The organism is Plantactinospora sp. B6F1, assembly GCF_040120695.1.
Lineage (GTDB): Bacteria > Actinomycetota > Actinomycetes > Mycobacteriales > Micromonosporaceae > Plantactinospora.
In genome coordinates, this window is sequence record NZ_JBEEAC010000002.1 from 472,161 (window position 1) to 489,274 (window position 17,114).

A 17,114-nucleotide genomic window follows, 5' to 3' on the forward strand; every position below is an offset into this window, starting at 1 on the left:
TGGCGGTGTACCGGCGCGGTACGGCGACCCCGCCGCCGCGCCCACCGGCGGCTACTGCTGTGGCTGGATGTTCACCCCGGCGGCGGCGAGCGCCTCGATGACCCTCGCCGACTCGCCGTACCCGATCACCAGGATGGCGTCGGCGCCGAACTGTTTGATCTCCTGGGCGCCTTTGCTGAAATCCACCGGCGGCGCGTCCGGCCCGGGCTTCACCTCGTAGTTGAACAGCCGCACCTGGCCCGAGCCGTGCCCGGCCCGCTCCAGCTCGGCCTTCACGTTGCCCTGCAGGCCCTCACCGTAGGAGTCCTGCCGGGCGACCAGGGCGATCCGGTTCGGCCCGTCCCGCAGGATCACGTCGGCGAGCGCCCGGCCCTGCAGGATGTCCGACGGGGCGGTACGGAAGTAGAGCCCCTTGTCGTCCACGGTGCTCAGCCCGGCGTCGGTGTTGCTCGGCGAGAACAGCACCAGCCCGGCGGCGACGACGTCCGGCAGCACCGCCCGGGAGATGCCCGAGCCACCCGCCCCGATGATGACGTGCACCCCGGCCTCGACGTGCTTCGCCACCGTCGCCTTCGCGACCTTCGGGTCGGTGCCGTCGTCACCGTCGACCCAGACCACCGGCTTGCCGAGTACCCCGTCGGCGGCGTTGATCTCGTCGACCGCCAGCGCCGCGGCCGCCGCCATCGGCGGGTAGGCCAGCGCCAGGTCACCGGTGCGCGGCAGCAGGCCACCGAGCTTCAGCGGCGCGCCGCTGCGCTCCTCGACGGCCTTCGTCTGCTTCTTGCCGGCCGGCGGCTTCTTGACGCTGGCCTTGGACTCGTCACCGGCGCCCAGGAACTCGGTCTTGCCGTTGTCCAGCTGGTCGTCACTGCCGAAGTGCAGGGTGGCGTAGGTGGCGGTGGAGGGCTCGCCGATGTCGGTGAAGCCGCCCCGGCTCAGCGAGACGCCCCGGTAGGCGACGTCGGTGCCGTCCCGGGCGAGCCCCAGGCAGGCCTCGATCGAGTCGCAGCGCTCCCCGCCGGTGGTGACCCCGACGATCTGCTCGGCGATCCGGGCCGGCTCGGTCGAGCCGGCGAGCTGCGCCGCGATCGCGCTGATCGCGACGGCGTCGTACGACTCGGCGGCGTAGAGGAAGTCGGAGAGCTTGGGATCCTTCTTGAGCAGCCGGTTCTTGAAATCCTCGGAGAGCGGGGTGAGTGGCGTGGTTCCCTTCATGCCCTTGAGTAGGCCGGTCTGCTGGTCGAACTCCGCTTTGAAGGAGTTCTGCATGTTGCCGTCCGTGCCGTACAGGCGTACCTGACTGGGCCGGGTCGGCTCGGCCCGCCCGGACTCGCCGTCGCCATCCGAACCGCAGCCGCCAGCCAACAGCAGCGCCGCACAGGCCGCGGCGGACAGAGCGGCGCGGCGGGTGCCGCGGAATACGAGCATGGGGTCGTCCTTCCTCCCCGGAGATCCGTTGCGCAGATTAGCGCGCCTGCTTCCGGCGCGCGTCCGCGGTCGACCGGGAACTGCCGGCCGAAGGGCTCTATCATCCTGGATAGGTGGCGTTCATGCCGTTTGTCGGACGCTGCTTGACCTGGCGGCATACCCTTCCGCACGTGACGGACGTTCCGCAGGAGACGCTGGATGACGCCACCGCGGTGTTGAATTCCGCGCTGGCCGGGGACAGCGACGGCGTGGTCGGCACGTTCGACGCGGTGGTCGACCGGTCCGGCGTCGCCGGGGCGTACGAGGTGGCCTGGTGCCTCGCCGCCACGATGGTCGGCGACGGTGTGCCCCTGGGCGCCTGGACCCTCGACTTTCCCGGGATCGAAGAGGCGGGTTACGACGCGCGCTGGGTCGCCCGGTTCGTCAGCGCGTACGCGAACGCCGACGGTGACACGGGTGCGGCGCTCTTCGGCGCCGCACTCGCCGACGGGCAGTTGCCGGAATGCCTGCTCACCCTCGCCGGCTCCGCCATCGCGACGCTGCGGCACCGCGCCGGATAACTCTCTCATCGACGTCCATCTTTGCATGTTCCTCGTGCCGGCTGTCCCGGGGGCACCCGCCGGGGCGGTGTGATAGCTCTGGTGCATGTCCGACGCGATGCTCAGCAAGGTCCGCAAACTGCTGGCCAAGGCGGAGGATCCGGCCTGCACGCCGGCCGAGGCCGAGGCGTTCACCGCCAAGGCGACCGAGCTGATCGCGCGGTACGGGGTCGACCGCGCCCTCCTCGCCGCCCGCGACCCGGGCACCGATCCGGTCGGTGACCGGATCGTCGACATCCCCGCCCCGTACGCCCTGGACAAGGCGGGCCTGCTGGCCGGGGTCGCCGACGCGTTGCGGTGCCGGTCGGTACGCCGACGCGGCGGAAGCGGCTTCGTCATGCACCTGTTCGGCTTCGCCAGCGACCTGGAACGGGTGGAGGTGCTCTTCACCTCGCTGCTGGTCCAGGCCGCGCACGGCATCTCGGTCGCGCCGGTGCCTGCGGGCGACCATCCGGCCGCGTTCCGCCGGTCCTGGCTGGCCGGATTCGCCGCGGCGGTCGCCGGGCGACTGCGCCGGGCCGAGGCGGCGGCGTCCGCGACGGCTCCGCCCGGTGCCCCCTCGATGGCCCTGGTCCTCGCCGACCGGTCGGACCGGGTCGACCGGCGCCTCGCCGAGGCCTACCCACGACTGCGTACGGCCGCACCCCGCCGGCTGCTCGGCGGGGGCCTGGAGCAGGGCGCGGCGGCGGGCCGGCGAGCGGATCTCGGCGGCACCGAACTGCGCCCCGGCCGGTCCACCCCGCTGTCCCCGGCGTGACCGACCGGATGCCGGCCGACCCCGCCTGACCGACCGGATGCCGGCCGGTCGGGCTGCCCGGAGCTCAGCCCCGGCGGTTGGCGTTCTCGACGGCGGTCGCGTAGCGGGAGAGCAGTTCGTGCCAGCCGGCGGTGAGGGCGTCGCGGTAGCCCTCGGCGGCCTCGCCGTGCCGGTCGAAGTCCCGGTGCTCCACCTCTACCAGCGTGGACCCGTCGGCCTGCGGCGCGAACCGCACCTCCACCGCACTCGCCCGGTCCGGGTCCGGCACCGGGGCCCGGTCCGGGCCGATCTGCCAGTTGAAGACCAGGCGCCGGGGCGGCTGCCAGTCCAGTACCCGGCCCCAGTCGGCACGGAACCCGTGCGGGCCGATCTCGTAGAGCATCCCGCCGCTACCAGGCTCGATGCCGAGCTTGGCGAGCTTCTGCGGGCCGGACCAGGTGTATTCCTTGACCCACCAGTCGCCGAGCCCCTCCGTGAAAACAGCGAAGGCCCGGTCCGCCGGGCCCGGGACACGGAAACTGCTGCGCACGGAGTAGGCGCCGGTGTCCTGCTGGATGTCGGAGGCGTTCGTAGTCTCCTGTCCCATACGCCGGGACCATACCGGCTGCTGGTGAGCTGTGCATCTTCTGCATCGGCGGACGGTCGATCCCTGCGCCGAGCGGTAGATCATCAATGGCGGTCGAGCCGACCCGGGTGGCGCCCGGCCAGGCTCGGGCCGGCCGGACGCCAGGTGGTCAGTGGTTACTCACAGCCGACGCCGTCGCCGTCGCGGTCGAGATGGCGGCCGTACCCGGGGTCACCGCGCCGGATCGGGGCGGCTCCGGCGGCCCGGACAGCGGAGCAGTTCTTGTAGTAGACCGACGACCCACCGCCGTGGTCTCCACCGGTGCCGGGTGCCGGACCCTCGGCCGATTCGCAGGCCCGGCCGTCACGGTCCCGGTCCAGCCCCGCGCGGTAGCCGGGCTGGCCCTTGCGCAGCGGCGCCTTCCCGGCGGCCCGGACGGCGGAACAGTTCTTGTAGTAGACCGGCTTCGGCGGGACCCTGCTGGTGGGCTTGGGCGGAGCCTTGCTGGTGGGCATCGGCGAGGTCGACGGCGCGGCGGTGGCGGCTGGCGGGGTCGGCTCGGGTGCGCTGGTCACAACCGCCAGCGGTGGCGTGGTCGGTTGACTGGTGGCCTGGGCCGCCGCCGGCTCCCGACCGGCGTCACCGTCGTCGGGGGAGAGCGCGGAGATGACCGAGGTTCCGCAACAGGCGAGCACGACGAAGCCGAGCGCGGCGACACCGAGCTGCTGCGCGCCGGTGAGCTTGCGGCGTTGTCGCCCCGGCCGGGGCGGTCGTGCTGGGTGCCCCGGCTGGTGACCGGGAACGGTAGATGGCGGTTGCCGGTTCCAGGGGTCCTGCGGTGGTGGATACGACATCGTCGCAGTGTTGCGCCGCGCCTACCCTCCGGATAGCGCTTGATCGGGTCTGACCGGCGGCTGACCGTCCGTCGATGCGTGCGGCATCGGCCGCCTCCGTTGGCCGTCCGTCCGGCGGCGGGATCGTCCTGCCGCCGTCGGCGTTCCGGCCGGCTCCCATGGCTCGCCCGCGGTCCAACCGAGGGCGGCGGGCAGGCTGAGTGTGGACCGGACGTACCGACGGTGGTTGCCTCCGTTCGGCCCACCCGGCGCCTACGCGTAGGACGCCTCAATCCAGTGGCACCCGCCGCAGCGACGTGCGCGAGGCAACATGGATGAACGGCCCCGGCTGGTCGAGGAGGTCGAGAATCCGCCGCCACTGACACATGACGATCTCAAGCTGGTCAAACACGCCATGCGCATGCTCGGTCGCCAACGCGACCATTCGCGCCCGATGCTCTCGCACCTCGGCAAGCTCACTCGGGTGGGACTGAATCTGACCGTCGCGGGTCAGGATCAGCCAGCCACGGGACGACACCGGGCCGATCCACTCTCGATCCTTGGCACCCGGATCCTTGATCGGGCACGGCGGCCGGACCCGCCGTTTGACCTTCGCTCCCGCTGGGATATGGACGAACTACGCAAACAGCTCGGAATCCGCAAGGAAGGCGACCACATGCCCGAGCAGGCCACGAAGCCCGAGCCTCGGCCCGTCGTCGCCGCGATCGTGACTAGTAACCTCGGGGTGCTGGTTGGACGGCGTAATGACGGCAAGCCGCCCTGGACGTTCATCGCGGGAGAGATCGAGCCCGGCGAGTCTGCCGCCGACGCGGTGGTCCGGGAGGTTAAGGAGGAAACCGGTCTATTGGTTCGGGCTGCCGAACGAGAGATCGGGCGTCGGGTTCACCCGAAGACCGGACGGACAATGATCTACCTCGCCTGCTCGCCGGTCAACAAGACGGACATCCTCGTGGGCAATGAGGAAGAGCTAGCCGAAGTCCGCTGGGTCGGCCTCCAGGAGGCTGAAGAACTGCTACCCGGACTGTATGAGCCGGTATTGCTCCACCTGGCACATGAGCTTGGGTCTACTCAGTAGCCCGGACAAGTAGTCCGGGAGGGCCGGCGGCCCGGCATGTCGGGCTCCGCTTGATGTGTTGCGGATCGCTGTCACTTGATTCGTGACACGGCCGGCTAGACGATCTTGGTTTCCTTGTTTCAGACTACTGTTGTTCAGTCCCAGAAGTTGAACAGCAGCTCGCCGACTGTGGTCGGCTTCCAGTAGCCGATCTGGTCGTGCTCGGCGGAGTCGAGGGCGCTCAGGTCGATCTGTGTCAGAGGGGTCTGTAGCTGGTCGATGGTGAGGGCCTGGGCGTCGGTCAGGTTGGTGAGGGCGACGGCGAGGTCTGGGTGGTCGACGAACGTCACCATGACGTCGCCGCCGACGCGGGGGCGGGCGAAGGCGATGAACGGCAGGGTGGTGTGCCGTAGCACCGCGATGTGGTGCTGGGCGTCGGCGATATCGACCGTGTGGAAGTTCGGCGTGACGCCGGCAGGAGTGACGCCGGTGACGGCGGCGTCGATGGCGCGGGCGGCGTGGTGACAGACGGCGGTGAAGGTCCTGAGATCCGCTTGGGTGCCGGGCGGCGGGTTGAAGCAGGTGGCTCCGGGTGGCAGCTTCATGGTCGGGGCGGTGGTGTCGGCGTCTTCGACGGTGAGCGTTTGACCGGCGTGGCCGATGCCGTGGTGGATGCGTTGGCCGGCGATGACGAGGACGCCGCGGCTGCTGACGCGGCGCTCGACCCGTAGTGGCGCTGGGGATGGTTGCGGTGGTGGCCCGGCGGGGCGGGTGTCGCGGATGCGGGCCTGCTCGGTCGGGGTGGGTGGCTGGCGCGGAGGACGGGGAAGCCCGGGGCCGCCGCAGACGGACGAGTATGGCAGTGGTGGGATCCAGCCCCGACTCGTCGCCGACCACCCACGAGCGTCAAGGTTCGGTGGACGTAGCGGGTAGACGGTGTACGGGACGGCAGAGTGCCAGCCGGCGAGGTCAGGCCCGGCAGAATACTTCTGTACAAGCCCATTGCACGATCATAGGTGCGATCGCGAGCGGTTAAGCGGTGGTAGCTAGGGTCAAGCGCCAGCTTCGGCACGTAGCTCTCAACAGCAAGACGCCGACCGGCGTTTCCGCTGGTCGGCGTCGCTGTAGCCCGGCGAAAGGCTATGTGGCCAGGGGCGGGGTCGAACCGCCGACCTTCCGATTTTCAGTCGGACGCTCGTACCAACTGAGCTACCTGGCCCGGGTTGCTCGGCTCATGTTACCCGGACGGCGGCAGCGCTGCCGACCTGGGTAACCTGCTCCGAAACGCAGAACGCCGCGCGTTGCAGACGCGCGGCGAGCGGCGCTGGCGGTCCTGACGGGACTTGAACCCGCGACCTCCGCCTTGACAGGGCGGCGAGCACTCCAACTGCTCCACAGGACCTTGCTCTTGCTGCTGCTGCCCGGTCGCGAGACCGGTCGTGCCCCCAACGGGATTCGAACCCGTGCTACCGCCTTGAAAGGGCGGCGTCCTGGGCCGCTAGACGATGAGGGCGGCCCCGCCATCATTGCACATGACAACTTCAGCGGCTGTGCTCCCATCCGGCCCCGCCGGAGGCTCCGAAAGCATACGTGATGGCCAGCCGCCCGACCAAACCGGTATCGCCGAGCGGACAAACTACCCTAAACCATCTTACCGGAGCCTGGTTATTCCGTACTTCCGCTTCAGCGAGCTGATCACCGTCGGGCAGGCCCCGAGGGTGCGACTTCGGTCACCGCCACCGTCGTGCAGCAGCACGATCGAACCGGGTCGGGCCTGCTTGGCGACCCGCCGGCTGATCTCCGGGGTGCTGGTGTCGTCCCAGTCGGCCGGGTCGACGTCCCAGTGCAGCGGCTTCATGCCGAGAGACTTGGCGACCGCGACGACCGCCGGGGTCCACTTACCGCCGGGCTGCCGGTAGTAGCGCACGCTGGCCCCGGGTACCGCCTGCTGGATCGCCTGGTCGGTCCGGCTCAGGTCGGCCCGGATCTGGGCCGCCTTCCGGGTACCGAGCTTGAGATCGTGCGACCAACTGTGGTTGCAGAGCGTGTGGCCCTCGCGGACGATCCGGCGTACCAGCGACGGATACTTGCGGACCTTCACCCCCACCACGCAGAAGGTGGCCCGGACCTCGGCCTCGCGGAGCTGGTCGAGCAGCTTCGGCGTCCACTGTGGATGCGGTCCGTCGTCGAAGGTCAGCGCCACCGCGCGGGTCCCGGTCAGCCGCTGGGTGTTCAGCGGGCCGACGGTGCCCCGGGGAGCCGGCTTCCGGCTCGGCTTGGCCTTCGGCGTCGGCGTCGGGCTCGGCGTCGGGGTGGGTGCGGCTGTCTCGGTCACCACGGGAATCGGCGGATAGGGCAGCGGTGACCTGGCCGACTGGGGCTTCTCGTTCGCGCACGCGGCGGAGAGCAGCACCAACAGGACGAGGCCGGCGGCGAGCGCCGTACGTCGGGTCATCAGGCGGCTCCCGAGGGGGTTTCGGGTTACGGCTGCCCCACGTTAGCCCAGTCGGTTCGGAAGCGATGTCTCGAATGCTCGGTAGTCGGGTCAGCGCCCGGAAGATCCGGGTACGTCCCGCAGCGTGGTCAGCGCCTCGGCGAGCGTCGCCGGGGTGCGTACCCCGGACGGCAGCCGGTCCGGCCAGCCCGGACCCGCGGCGACCAGCAGCGGCGGCGGCCACTGGACGCCCCGTACCGCGGCCAGCTGGGCCGGGTCGCCGGTCGCCGGCTGGTGCGACCAGATCACCACCGCCCGCGGGGCGGTCCGGGCCACCGCGTCGACCAGGGCCCTGACCGGCACCCGGGCGCCGAACAGCCGGCAGTGCACGCCGACCTCGGCGAGCGCGGCGGCGAGCGCCTCCAGCGGCAGGCTGTGCTGCTCCTCGTCGGCACAGGCGAGCAGGATCCGGGGTGGCGAACCGCCGACCGGCGGTCGGGGCACCGCCGCGAGCGCCTCCGACACGCACCGGGACAGCAGATGCTCCACCTCGATGAACGCCGCGCTGGCGGCGTGCCGCTCGCCGATGCCGACCAGTACCGGCCGGAGCATCCGCTCCCAGGTGGCGACCACCCCGTGGGCGTCGATCGCCGCCCCGATGCCGGCGCGCATGGCCAGCGGATCGAGCCGCATCGCCGCCCGGGCCAGGCCCCGGGCCTCCGGCCCGGCCCGGCCGACCGCGATCACCGTGCCGCCGCCGGCCCGCGCCGCCACCGCTCCGTCCCGGTCCGGCCCCTGTCCGGGTACGGTGCCCCGGCGTGCCCAGTGTGCCGCCTCGGCCGGGGCGATTCCCTCGGCGGTCAGCCGGCGCATCACGTCCAGCCGGTCGAGGTCCTCGACGCTGTACCGCCGGTGCCGACCCGGCACGTGCCGGCTCGGACCGAGCCCGTACCGCTGGTGCCAGCTCCGCAGGGTCGTGACGGCGATGCCGAGCCGCCGCGCGGCGGCCCCGGCGCTCAGCCCGTCACCGACCACCCGACCGCTCCGCCGGGTTCTCCTCCTGATCCGCCGGCTTGCCCTCCTGGCCGGTAGCGGCCGGGGACTGCCCCCACCGGCCGCCGTTGCCCGACCGGCGCCGTGATCCGGACGGCGCTGCCGGCGTGTGCGGTGCCGACGCCGCAGGCGCACCGGCGGGCGCCGACCGTGCCGGTCCGGTCAGCCAACTGAGCACCCCACCCAGCCACGGCGCGTACGCCTCCGGGTCGGCGTCGAGCCCGGCCCGCAGCTCGTCGGGGTGCACCCACCGCAGGTCGGCCACCTCGTCCGGGTCCGGCAGCACTGCCTGGCCAGCGTCGAAGTCGCCCCGGAGCACGTGGTCGTACTCGTACTCCACCCGGCCGGTGCCGGGGTCCTCGGCCCGGTAGAGATAGACCCCGACCTCGGTCAGCGGTACCGCCTCGATGCCGAGTTCCTCGTGCAGCCGCCGACCGGCGGCGCTGGCGGGCGACTGGCCGGGCTCGGGATGCCCGCAGCAGGTGTTGGCCCAGCGCAGCGGAAACCTGGTCTTGGCGGCGGCCCGCCGCTGCAGCAGGATCCGCCCGGCCGGGTCGACCAGCAGGACCGAGAAGGCCCGGTGCAGCTGGCCGGGCGGCCGGTGCGCCTCGTCGACGGTACGGGCACCGAGCGGGACGCCGGCATCGTCGACCAGCTCCACCAGGTGCCGCTCCCGGTCGGTCGGACGGTCCGGCGTGTCGCGGTCGGCTGTCATCGGCCACCTCCAGTCACCCGGGCGGCGGCGAGCTTCCCGGAGATCATCACCATAGGCACGCCCACCCCGGGTTGCGTGCCGGAACCCACGAACACGACGTTGGACAGGCCGCGGTGCAGGTTGCCGGGGCGGAACGGACCGGTCTGCCACAGGTTGTGCGCGGCCGCGAACGGCGTACCGGCGGCCATCCCCGCGTCGGCCCAGTCGGCCGGGGTGACCACCCGGAGTACCTCGACGCTGTCGGCCAGCCCGACGTAACCCCGGCGTTCCAGGGTGGCCAGCAGGTCGTCCGCGTATCGCCGGGGCAGGTCGCCGCGCCAGTCCAGGCCGGCGCCACGGTCGAGGTTCGGCACCGGGGCGAGCACGTAGTAGCCGTGCCGGCCGGCCGGCGCCACCGACGGATCAGTCCGGCTCGGGTTGGTGACCAGCAGCGACGGGTCGGACATCAGCTCGCCGCGCCGGATCACCTCGTCGAAGGTGCGCCGCCAGGCCCGGCCGAAGTGGATGTTGTGGTGGGCGATGTCCCGGTAGCCCTGCCGGGCACCGACGTGCAGTACGACGCAGGACGGGGAGTAGCGCAGCCGGCGCGGCGGAGCCCCGTCGGGGAGCAGGTCACGGTACGCCACAGGAAGGTCCGGGTTCAGCACCACCACGTCGGCGGGGACGAAGGAGCCGTCGGCGGTGCGTACTCCGGTGGCCCGGCCGCCGGCGGTCTCGACCCGGCTGACCGTGCTGCCGTACCGGATCCGTACCCCGTGCTTCTCGGCGGCACCGGCCAGTGCCCGGGAGACCGCGTGGATGCCGCCGCGCGGGAAGTAGACCCCGGCGACCGAGTCGAGGTAGGAGATCACCGTGTAGATGGCGAGCGCGTCGTGCGGGGCGAGGCCGGCGTACATGGCCTGGAAGGAGAAGATCCGGCGGGTACGGGGGTCGGCGAAGAACTGGTCGACCTTGGTCTGCAGCCGCCGGAAGGCACCGGCGGCGACCAGCCGGACCAGGTTGGCCGTGAGCAGGTCGGTCGGGCGGTCCAGGTTGCGGTCGATGAAGTCGGCGCGTTCGAGCTGCCAGAGCCGGCGGGCGTAGTCGACGAACCGCAGGTAGCCGTCGGCCTCGCGCGGGCCGCAGACCCGGGCGACCTCCCCGGCCATCCGCGCGGTGTCGGTGACGACGTCCAGGGTGGATCCGTCCGGGTAGTGCGCCCGGTACGCGGGGTGGAGCGGGACGAGGTCGAGCCAGTCGTCCAGTTCCTCGCCGACCGCCCCGAGCGCCTCCGCGATCAGGTCGGGCATGGTGAGCACGGTCGGCCCGGTGTCGAACTCGTACCCGTCGAGGGTGAGCCGGCCGGCCCGCCCACCCGGCAGGGACTCCCGCTCCAGCACCGTGACCTGGCGCCCGGCGCCGGCCAGGTGCAGGGCGCAGGCGAGGCCACCCAGGCCGGCGCCGACCACCACCACCCGGTCGGTTCGGCCATCCACGGTACGCACCCGATCACCTCCTGAACCGACCATCATCCTGTGTCCACGCTCGCCGAAGGTGGCTTTCCGCTCGATTTGGCACCTGAAAGATCCCTTGTTGACACCTGGGCAATCCGCGAACCGCGCGCGAGAGAGTCGGTCGAGCGTACCCTGGAGCCGACAAGTTGCGTTGATTGATGCGTCGGTTAACCCTGGAGGGTCGGGTGGAGACCAGTCTCGGCCAGTCCTACGAACGCTGTCGTGAGCTGCACAGACGGCATGGTCGGACCTACTATCTCGCGACCCGGCTGCTGCCCGCCTGGAAACGGCGTCACGTGCACGCGCTCTACGGCTTTACCCGGTACGCCGACGAGATTGTGGACCGGACCGAAGAACTTTCGGCCCCGGTCCGGTCCGCCCGGCTCGCCGACTGGTCCGAGCGGTTCCTGGCCGGGCTGGCCGGCGAGCCGGTGACCGACCCGCTGCTGCCGGCGGTGTTGCACACCATCGCCGTCTTCGATCTCGACCGGGCCGACTTCGCGGCGTTCCTGCGCAGCATGGCGATGGACCTGACGGTCACCGGTTACCCCCGTTACGACGACCTGCTCGACTACATGGCGGGCTCGGCGGCGGCGATCGGCACCATGATGCTGCCGATCCTGGGCAGCACCGACCCGGTCGCCGCCCGCGAGCCGGCCCGGCAGCTCGGCTTCGCCTTCCAGCTCACCAACTTCGTCCGGGACGTCGCCGAGGACCTCGACCGGGGCCGGATCTACCTGCCGGCCGAGGACCTGGCGAGGTTCGGGGTCAGCCCGGCCGACCTGGTCACCGCGGCGCGGGAGCGGCGGGCCACGCCGCCGATCCGGCAACTGATCGAGTACGAGGTGGGCCGGGCCCGGGCGCACTACGTCGCCGCGGCCCCCGGGGTGCCGCTGCTCGCTCCCGCCTCGCAGTCCTGCATCCGCACCGCCTACCTGCTGTACGGCGGCATCCTCGACGAGGTGGTCGCCGCCGGGTACGACGTCTTCGCCGGCCGGGCCGTCGTGCCGGGCCGTCGTCGACTGGCGGTCGCCGCCCGGGCCCTGCTGACCCCGGCCGGCAGCCCGGTGGTCGCGCCCGGCGCGCCGCTGCGGGCCGGGCGGGGGATCGCGGAGCCGGTGGCTATCCCTTGATGCTGCCGGTGGTCAGGCCGGACATGATGTTTCGCTGGAAGATCAGGAAGATCACCACGGTCGGGATCGCGGCGATCACCGACGCGGCGATCACGACGTTCATCGGCGTACCGCCGGAGAAGGCGTAGATGCCGACGCTGACCGTGCGGGTCTCCGGCGACGGCATCACCAGCTTCGGCCAGAGGAAGTCCTTCCAGACCGCCGTGACGGCGAAGATGGAGACCACCCCGAGGATGGGGCGTGACATCGGCAGGATGATCGACCAGAGCGTGCGCAGCGGTGTCGCCCCGTCCATCTGGGCGGCCGCCATCAGATCCTCCGGGATCGAGTCGAAGAACCGCTTCAGCAGGAAGATGTTGAAGGCGTTCGCGACCAGGGGCAGCCAGATCGCGAACGGCGAGTCGAGCAGGTTGACGTGCAGGATCGGCAGGTCGATCACGGTCACGTACTGCGGCACGATCAGGACCATCGCCGGGATCATCAGCGTCGCCAGCATCAGACCGAGAATCGCGTTGCCGAAGACCGGCCGCAGCTTCGACAGCGAGTACGCCGCCGCGGTGTCCAGGACGAGCTGGAACAGCAGCGCCCCGATCGCGTAGTAGAACGTGTTGAAGAGCAACTTCGCCAGGTCCAGGTGGTGCCACGCGTCGACGTAGTTGCGCAGCCGCGGATCCTGCGGAAAGAGCGTCGGCGGGGTCTGCGCGATCTCCTGGCCGGACTTGAGCGCGCCGGTCACCATCCAGTAGAGCGGACCGAGAAAGACCAGGGTGAACACCACGACGACGGCGGTGAGCAGCGCCCAGTAGAGGACCCTGCCGGGTCCCCGGCGAAGCTGGGCGGCGGAGATGAGGGTCCGGGTGCCGGAGTCCTGTGCCATGTCCCCGCCCGTCCTAGTCCTGTTTCGCGGTCAGCCGCGCGTAGCCGGCGGAGAAGCCGGCCAGCGCCATGAGCATGATCACACCGAGCGCCGCCGCACCGTTGAGGTCGTTCTGGAAGAACCCGTGCTGGTAGATGAGGTACGCCACCGTGGTCGCCGAGTCCTCCGCGCCCGCACCGTTGGCGAGGATCAGCGGCTCGACGAAGAGCTGCATCGTCGCGACGACCTGGAGCATCGCCAGCAGCAACAGGATCAGCCGGGTCTGCGGGATGGTCACGTTGACGATCCGCCGCCAGATCCCGGCGCCGTCCAGCTCGGCCGCCTCGTAGAGTTCGCCGGGGATGTTCTGCAACGCCGCCAGGTAGATCAGCACCGCGCTGCCCATGTTCATCCAGGTCGACGCGAGCACCATTGCCGGCATCGTCATCCGGGGGGACTGCATCCACTCCGAGGTCGGCAGGTGCAGCGCCGCGAGGATCGCGTTGAAGAGCCCGGCCTCGCTGGGGTCGTAGGCGTAGTACTTGAAGAGGAAGAGCGCCGAGGCCGGCGGCAGCATCACCGGCAGGTAGACCAGGATCCGCAGGTACCCCTTGGCGTGCCGGAACTCGTTGAGCAGGATCGCCACGAAGAACGGCACCGCGTACCCGAGGACGAGTGCCAGTACCGTGAAGTAGACGGTGTTCCGCCAGGCGGGCCAGAAGCTCGGGTCGGCGAGGATCCGGAGGTAGTTGTCCCAGCCCACCCAGGTGGTCTCGCCGCGCCGGGTGCGCTGGAAGCTCATCACGACGCCGCGGATCATCGGGTACCAGGAGAAGACGGCGAAGCAGAGCAACGCCCCGATCAGGAACGCGTGTCCGGTGAGGTTGTCCCGGATCTTCCGGCCGAGTCCGGCGGTCCGCGGTGGCCGTGCCGGGTACCGTCGCGCGGCGCGATCCGGCCTGGTGGTACCGGGGGCGGTGGTGGTCGCCAAGGAAACTCCCGGGAGAAGATCGGTGGCCGTACGGCGCCCCTCGGACGCCGGTCGCCCAGGGCGGAGCGTCGGCGGGCCGGTGGGGACCGGTCGGTCCGGCCCCCACCTCGCCGGGTTCAGCTCTCGGCGGACAGGAGCTGGTTGACCTTCTCCTCGGCCGTCTTGAGCAGCGCGTCGACGTTCGCGTCCGGGTTCGTCAGCACCCCGGACATCGCCGCGTCGAGTACCGCGTAGATCGCCTGCGCGTTGCGGGGCTCACCCTTGATCGGAACGGGGCTCGCCTCGAAGAGCGCGAAGTTCGCGGTGTCGACGTTCGCGTTCGCCTTGCGCAGTTCCAGTTCCCGCTTCTGCGCCTCGCTGCCGTTGGCGAAGAGCAGCGGCTGGGGCAGGCCCACCGGGTAGTTCTGCGGCTTGGCCCGTACGTAGTCGAACTGGCCCTTGCCCGGGGTCAGCTTCTGGTACGCGATCCACTTCAGGCCGGCCCTGACCTGCTCCGGGCTGAGGCCCTTCTTGAAAAAGTAGCCCTCGCCGCCGCCGAGCGTTGCCTTGGCGGGGCCGTCCTGGCCGGGCATCGGGGCCATCGCCCAGTCCTGGAACCTGCCCTGGAACTGGCTGACGATGGCCTGGGTGGAGTCCGGCGCGCCGATGAACATGCCGACCTTGCCGGCGGCGGCGTTGGTCAGCAGGTCGCCCCACTGCAGCAGTTGGCGGGCGCCCATGCTGTTGTCGCCGTACCGCATGTCCTTGAGGTTCTGCAGCACCTGCCGGCCCATCGGGTTGTTGAAGTCGGCCTTCTTCCCGTCCGGGGTCAGGACCTGACCGCCCTGGGAGTAGAGCAGGGCGGTGAAGTGCCAGCCTCCGGTGTTGCCCGCGCTGTATTCGGAGTAGCCGGCGATGCCGTTGTCGAGCGCGGAGATCTTCCTGGCGGCGGCCCGGACGTCGGCCCAGGTCTCGGGCGGCTTGTTCGGGTCCAGCCCGGCCCGCTGGAACAGCACCCTGTTGTAGACCAGCCCCATCGAGTAGTTCTTCACCGGTACGGCGTAGAGCCGGCCGCCGTCGGTGAAGACCTCCTTGAGCGCCGGGTCGATGCTGCCCCAGGTCGGCACGGTGTCGGTGGTGGCGTACTCGGTGATCTCCATGGCCTGGCCCGAGTCCAGCACCTGCGCCAGATCGGTCATGTACCCGTAGAAGACGTCGGTCACGGTGCCGCCGGCGAGCCGCGCCGCGAAGTCCGGCGGGTTGTTGCACTGCTCGCCAACGCTCACGCTCTTGATGACGATGTCGGGGTTCTGCCGCTGGAACTCGGCGACATCGGCGTTCCAGTTCTGCAGCAGCTCCTTCTGGGAGCCGACCGGTTGGCAGTCGACGGTGATGGTGACCTTGCCGTCCGCGATCGAGTCGTCGTCGTTCTTCGTCGAGCATGCCGTGAGGCTGAGTCCCAGGCCGGCCGCGAGCGCCAGCGCGGCGGCCCTCCGGTACTGCGGTACGGACATCTGTCCATCCCTTCGGGAACGGGAGTCTGCGTGACCTGTGTCTGCGTGGAGTGTGTGAGTGCGGTCACTGTAGCGAGATGGACTCTTTCCAGCAAGATTTGAATCGCAGCCTGAAAAGACACGACTTGATTACGGCAGACGTTGACAAGAGGCGGGTGTCGCTGGTTGCCGGCGCGGCCCGACGAGGCGAAGGGCCGGCGGATCGGGAAAGGTGGCGGTATGGCTGAACAGGAGCGGACCCAGATGGAGACCGGTGTGATCGCGTCCAGTGGGGGGCCGGCGGACGTCGACGTGGTGGTGGTCGGGCTGGGCGTGGGCGGTGCGGAGACGGCGAACCGGCTCGCCGCCGCCGGCCTCTCGGTCGTCGGCATCGAGCGCGATCTCGTCGGCGGTGAGTGCCCGTACTGGGGGTGCGTGCCGAGCAAGATCATGATTCGGGCCGCCAACGCGCTCGCCGAGGCACGCCGGGTCGACCACCTGGCCGGGCGGGCCCGGGTCGAGCCGGACTGGAGCGTCGTGGCCAAGCGGATCCGCGAGGAGGCAACCGCCGGCTGGACCGACGACGCCGCGGTCGAGCGGTTCACCTCGGCGGGCGGCCGGTTCGTCCGGGGCTCCGGCCGGCTGGTCGGCCCCGGCCTGGTCCGGGTCGGCGACCGGACGTTCCGGGCCCGGGTCGGCGTCGTGCTGGGTACCGGCACCACCCCGGCCGTCCCGCCGGTGCCGGGGCTGGCCGGCACGCCGTACTGGACCAACCGGGAGGCGATGGAGCTGGCCGAGCTGCCCGGGTCGGTGGTGATCCTCGGCGGTGGGGCGATCGGCGCCGAGGTCGCCCAGGTCCTCGCCCGGTTCGGTGTCCGGGTCGCCATGGTGGAGGCCGGCGAGCGGGTGCTCGCGCGGGAGGAACCGGAGTCGTCCGAGCGGGTCGCCGCGGCGCTGCGCGCCGACGGGGTGGCGGTGCACACCGGGGCCCGGGCGGAGCGGGTCGGGCACGACGACAGCGGCTTCACCGTGCACCTGGCCGACGGGGACCGGCTCCGGGGCGAACGGCTGCTGGTGGCCACCGGCCGGCGGGCCGTACTCGACACGCTCGGCCTGGAGACGGTCGGGCTGGACCCGACGCAGCGGTTCGTGACCACGGACGACCGGATGCGGGCCGGCGACGGGATCTGGGCGGTCGGCGACCTGACCGGGCACGGCGCCTTCACCCACGTGGCGATGTACCAGGCCGGGATCGCGATCGACGACATCCTGCGCCGGGCCGGCGCGGTCGACGGCACGGCCGGCGACGGGTGCCGGGCGGACTACCGGGCGCTGCCCCGGGTGACCTTCACCGATCCGGAGGTGGGTGCGGTCGGGCTGACCGAGCAGCAGGCCCGGGAGCAGGGGTGCAACGTCCGGATCGGCTTCACCCCACTCTCCGAGTCGAGTCGGGGCTGGATCCACCAGGTGGGCGACGAGGGCTTCCTCAAGCTGGTCGCCGACGCCGACCGGGGCGTACTGGTCGGGGCGACCTCGGTCGGTCCCGCCGGTGGCGAGGTGCTGAGCGCTCTGGCGGTGGCGGTGCACGCCGAGGTCCCGGTGAGCACCCTGGCTGGAATGATCTACGCCTACCCGACCTTCCACCGGGCGATCGAGACAGCGGTGCGCGAGTTGCTGCCGTAGCGCGACGAACTGCGGTTCGGTTTTTGC

The 17,114-nt window shown here is 71.1% G+C and carries 17 protein-coding genes and 3 tRNA genes; 5 read left to right on the forward strand and 15 right to left on the reverse strand.

Translation table 11 applies throughout. From position 1 onward, the window contains the following. Positions 1–51: 51 nt before the first annotated feature. Positions 52–1,428: an ABC transporter substrate-binding protein gene (locus ABNF97_RS05300; RefSeq protein ID WP_349337807.1), complete on the reverse strand. Its 1,377-nt coding sequence runs from the start codon at positions 1,426–1,428 to the stop codon at positions 52–54. Positions 1,429–1,598: 170 nt separating this feature from the next. On the opposite strand from ABNF97_RS05300, the gene ABNF97_RS05305 reads away from it, so the two are divergent. Together ABNF97_RS05305 and ABNF97_RS05310 are read left to right on the forward strand one after the other, a co-directional pair. Further along, complete coding sequence (locus ABNF97_RS05305; RefSeq protein WP_349337808.1) at positions 1,599–1,988, forward strand: hypothetical protein; 390 nt, start codon at positions 1,599–1,601, stop codon at positions 1,986–1,988. 85 nt (positions 1,989–2,073) lie between these two features. Continuing rightward, positions 2,074–2,784, forward strand: a complete 711-nt coding sequence (locus ABNF97_RS05310) for a DUF2786 domain-containing protein (RefSeq protein WP_130461453.1) — start codon at positions 2,074–2,076, stop codon at positions 2,782–2,784. A 64-nt stretch (positions 2,785–2,848) separates the two neighbouring features. Here the strand turns inward: ABNF97_RS05310 and ABNF97_RS05315 are convergent, their stop codons facing one another. The 3 genes from ABNF97_RS05315 to ABNF97_RS34095 form a co-directional block, all read right to left on the reverse strand. Further along, positions 2,849–3,370 carry an SRPBCC domain-containing protein gene (locus tag ABNF97_RS05315; protein WP_130461454.1) on the reverse strand — a complete coding sequence of 174 codons (522 nt, stop codon included), beginning with the start codon at positions 3,368–3,370 and terminating at the stop codon, positions 2,849–2,851. A gap of 155 nt (positions 3,371–3,525) precedes the next feature. Further along, on the reverse strand, positions 3,526–4,203 hold the full coding sequence (locus ABNF97_RS05320) for an excalibur calcium-binding domain-containing protein (protein WP_349337809.1): 678 nt from the start codon (positions 4,201–4,203) through the stop codon (positions 3,526–3,528). Between the two features lie 268 nt (positions 4,204–4,471). Then, positions 4,472–4,720, reverse strand: coding sequence for a PIN-like domain-containing protein (locus tag ABNF97_RS34095; RefSeq protein WP_502930443.1), 249 nt, complete (start codon positions 4,718–4,720; stop codon positions 4,472–4,474). A gap of 138 nt (positions 4,721–4,858) precedes the next feature. On the opposite strand from ABNF97_RS34095, the gene ABNF97_RS34100 reads away from it, so the two are divergent. Continuing rightward, on the forward strand, positions 4,859–5,278 hold the full coding sequence (locus tag ABNF97_RS34100; RefSeq protein ID WP_502930453.1) for an NUDIX hydrolase: 420 nt from the start codon (positions 4,859–4,861) through the stop codon (positions 5,276–5,278). Positions 5,279–5,412: 134 nt separating this feature from the next. On the opposite strand, the gene ABNF97_RS05330 is transcribed toward ABNF97_RS34100, so the two are convergent. The 8 genes from ABNF97_RS05330 to crtI form a co-directional block, all read right to left on the reverse strand. Next, the gene (locus ABNF97_RS05330) at positions 5,413–5,862 is read right to left on the reverse strand and encodes a hypothetical protein (RefSeq protein WP_349337811.1); all 450 of its coding nucleotides are present in this window, start codon (positions 5,860–5,862) and stop codon (positions 5,413–5,415) included. A 540-nt stretch (positions 5,863–6,402) separates the two neighbouring features. Further along, positions 6,403–6,476 (reverse strand) — tRNA-Phe (locus tag ABNF97_RS05335). Positions 6,477–6,582: 106 nt separating this feature from the next. Further along, positions 6,583–6,659 (reverse strand) — tRNA-Asp (locus ABNF97_RS05340). Positions 6,660–6,697: 38 nt separating this feature from the next. Further along, positions 6,698–6,770: transfer RNA gene (locus ABNF97_RS05345), tRNA-Glu, on the reverse strand. Between the two features lie 138 nt (positions 6,771–6,908). Further along, entirely contained in the window at positions 6,909–7,712 is an 804-nt protein-coding gene (locus ABNF97_RS05350; protein WP_130461456.1) for a polysaccharide deacetylase family protein, read from the reverse strand. A 90-nt stretch (positions 7,713–7,802) separates the two neighbouring features. Beyond that, positions 7,803–8,726, reverse strand: coding sequence for a MerR family transcriptional regulator (locus tag ABNF97_RS05355; protein WP_349337812.1), 924 nt, complete (start codon positions 8,724–8,726; stop codon positions 7,803–7,805). Further along, entirely contained in the window at positions 8,716–9,459 is a 744-nt protein-coding gene (gene idi / locus ABNF97_RS05360) for an isopentenyl-diphosphate Delta-isomerase (RefSeq protein ID WP_502930444.1), read from the reverse strand. The genes ABNF97_RS05355 and idi overlap by 11 nt, the downstream gene beginning before the upstream one ends. Then, complete coding sequence (gene crtI, locus ABNF97_RS05365) at positions 9,456–10,943, reverse strand: phytoene desaturase family protein (protein ID WP_349337813.1); 1,488 nt, start codon at positions 10,941–10,943, stop codon at positions 9,456–9,458. Before crtI ends, idi begins: the two co-directional genes overlap by 4 nt. Before the next feature lie 167 nt (positions 10,944–11,110). Between crtI and ABNF97_RS05370 the strand changes: the two genes are divergently transcribed. Further along, entirely contained in the window at positions 11,111–12,085 is a 975-nt protein-coding gene (locus ABNF97_RS05370) for a phytoene/squalene synthase family protein (protein WP_486484530.1), read from the forward strand. On the opposite strand, the gene ABNF97_RS05375 is transcribed toward ABNF97_RS05370, so the two are convergent. From ABNF97_RS05375 to ABNF97_RS05385, 3 genes are all read right to left on the reverse strand, one after another. Next, on the reverse strand, positions 12,075–12,962 hold the full coding sequence (locus tag ABNF97_RS05375; protein WP_130461460.1) for an ABC transporter permease subunit: 888 nt from the start codon (positions 12,960–12,962) through the stop codon (positions 12,075–12,077). The genes ABNF97_RS05370 and ABNF97_RS05375 overlap by 11 nt on opposite strands. 13 nt (positions 12,963–12,975) lie before the next feature. Further along, the gene (locus ABNF97_RS05380; RefSeq protein ID WP_349337814.1) at positions 12,976–13,932 is read right to left on the reverse strand and encodes a carbohydrate ABC transporter permease; all 957 of its coding nucleotides are present in this window, start codon (positions 13,930–13,932) and stop codon (positions 12,976–12,978) included. A 116-nt stretch (positions 13,933–14,048) separates the two neighbouring features. Next, entirely contained in the window at positions 14,049–15,425 is a 1,377-nt protein-coding gene (locus tag ABNF97_RS05385; protein WP_349337815.1) for an ABC transporter substrate-binding protein, read from the reverse strand. 219 nt (positions 15,426–15,644) lie between these two features. On the opposite strand from ABNF97_RS05385, the gene ABNF97_RS05390 reads away from it, so the two are divergent. Continuing rightward, positions 15,645–17,087, forward strand: coding sequence for a dihydrolipoyl dehydrogenase family protein (locus tag ABNF97_RS05390; protein WP_502930445.1), 1,443 nt, complete (start codon positions 15,645–15,647; stop codon positions 17,085–17,087). Positions 17,088–17,114 lie beyond the last annotated feature (27 nt).